We start from the raw sequence: 1,699 nt of genomic DNA on the forward strand, positions 1-1,699 counted from the left end.
CTTTGGCGCGGGCGGTAATGGTGTGCATCGCCGACTTGCCGGTCTCGCAGACATCGGGTTTGCGTTCGCAAATGCCGGCGATATCGCCAACCGCTTCGCGTGCCGCAAACAAGGCTTGGATCGGTCCGACGCTTTCATGCCCCGCTTCATCGGGGCCGACACTCAATGGCAGCGCCAGCAGCACCAGCGAAAACCAGAAAGCCATTCTTATGAGGAAGACCATGCCCTTGCCCTCTCGTCGTGACCGGATCATGCATCCATATGGCATGACCTCTTTTGTAGGCAGGATTTTGGCACACAGGCGCAAAGGACGGCTTGCGGGCAAAGAGAGAATTTTCCTCAAATTTTAGGCAAATTCGAAACGAACCGTTCTGCAATCGACTTGTCTCAAATCCGAGCAATTTTCCTTAACAACAAATAACCATATATCCCCATGATTTCCCTGTGTTTTTCTTGAAATAGGGAAGTCCAGGTGCCGAGTGCGCCCGGCCGATGGGTGCAGTCGGCGGATAACTCTCCGTTTACTATGGCTGCATTTGTCCGTGCTTTCGGCCGCCGGCATCCCGATATTTGCCGCAGGCCGGGCCCTGGTCGGCCCTGCCTTATCCATTCCTTAAACGCTGGATGCGAGTTTCAAAGCCAACCAGAACCATCTGCAAAGCAGAGCTGTCCACGACAAGTGCGAGTGCGTTGAGTTGAGTTCAATCAAGGCCAGATACGTTGAATTGCCTGGCGCGATTTCGGCCGGTTGCGAACGTATGGTCCATCCGTCCATCCTTGGGCGGAGCGACCGCGAGCGCCAGCGCCGCTTTATCGGCGTCATGCTCGCCGCTCCTTTCTTTGTCGCCGGTGCCGCGGTCACGCTGGTTACTTCAGGCATGGGCGTCGCCGTCACCATGGCCGCCATTTTCGCCGCCTTTGGCCTGTGCTGGTTCGTCGCCTTGCTGGTGGCGGCGACCGGCAAGATGGCGATAGCGAGTTGGGTCGCCCTGGTGCTGGCCGGCATTTCTCTCGGCAGTCTCATTGCCGCCGCGGGCGGGCTGAGTTCGCCTGTCGCCATGCTTGTCGTGGCGCTGCCTTTTGAAGCCTGGTGGATCGGCGCTTCGCGGCGGGCGGCGCTGTGGGGAGCCGTGTCGGCCGCTGTCGCCATCTTGGCTCAGCCTTTGGCTGGAACCGTATTCCCGTTCGCAGGAGCGCAGATCGCGGCGTGGCACTGGTTGGTGCCGTTGGCCTGGACGCTCACACTGATCCCGCGCGCATCGGCATTTCAAAACACGGCCGATGCGGCTGATGTGCTCGACACTGCCGACCGGCTCGAAGACATCATCGATGCGGTGGTCTTGCGCGTCGCCCGTCATGGCGAGGTCCTGGACGCGTCGCCAAAAGCGCGCACGCTTTTGAAACTGCCGCCCGAACTGCTGTCCGGAAACGGCCTCTTCGATCGCGTCCATCTGTCGGATCGCGTTTCCTATCTCAGCGCAATGGCCGACATGCGCGACGGCGCACTGTCGCGCCGGCTCGAATTGCGCATCCGGCTGCCTCAGAATGGCAATGGCCTGACGGCCGACAATTACCGGCCGTTCTCGCTTGATCTCGTGCGTGGTGAGGAACAGGGTGATGTCTTTACGTTCGTCCTGAGGCAGAATGACGAGATCGCCCGGTTGCGCGAGGATCTGGCGGCAGCCAATGAGGCGGCCGC

General features: G+C 60.2%; 1 protein-coding gene and 1 pseudogene. One reads left to right on the forward strand and one right to left on the reverse strand.

Annotated features, from left to right (window positions below; all coding sequences use genetic code 11):
• The coding region (locus EN994_RS30135; protein WP_245466125.1) for a DUF5330 domain-containing protein at positions 1 to 253 on the reverse strand (253 nt) is incomplete at its 3' end.
• A gap of 505 nt (positions 254 to 758) precedes the next feature.
• Here EN994_RS30135 and EN994_RS30140 point away from each other — a divergent pair.
• Positions 759 to 1,699: pseudogene (locus EN994_RS30140) on the forward strand (PAS domain-containing sensor histidine kinase); the annotation flags it as partial.

Origin of the sequence: Mesorhizobium sp. M7A.F.Ca.CA.002.09.1.1, from assembly GCF_003998555.1 — a bacterium.
In the GTDB taxonomy this organism is placed as follows: Bacteria; Pseudomonadota; Alphaproteobacteria; order Rhizobiales; family Rhizobiaceae; genus Mesorhizobium; species Mesorhizobium ciceri.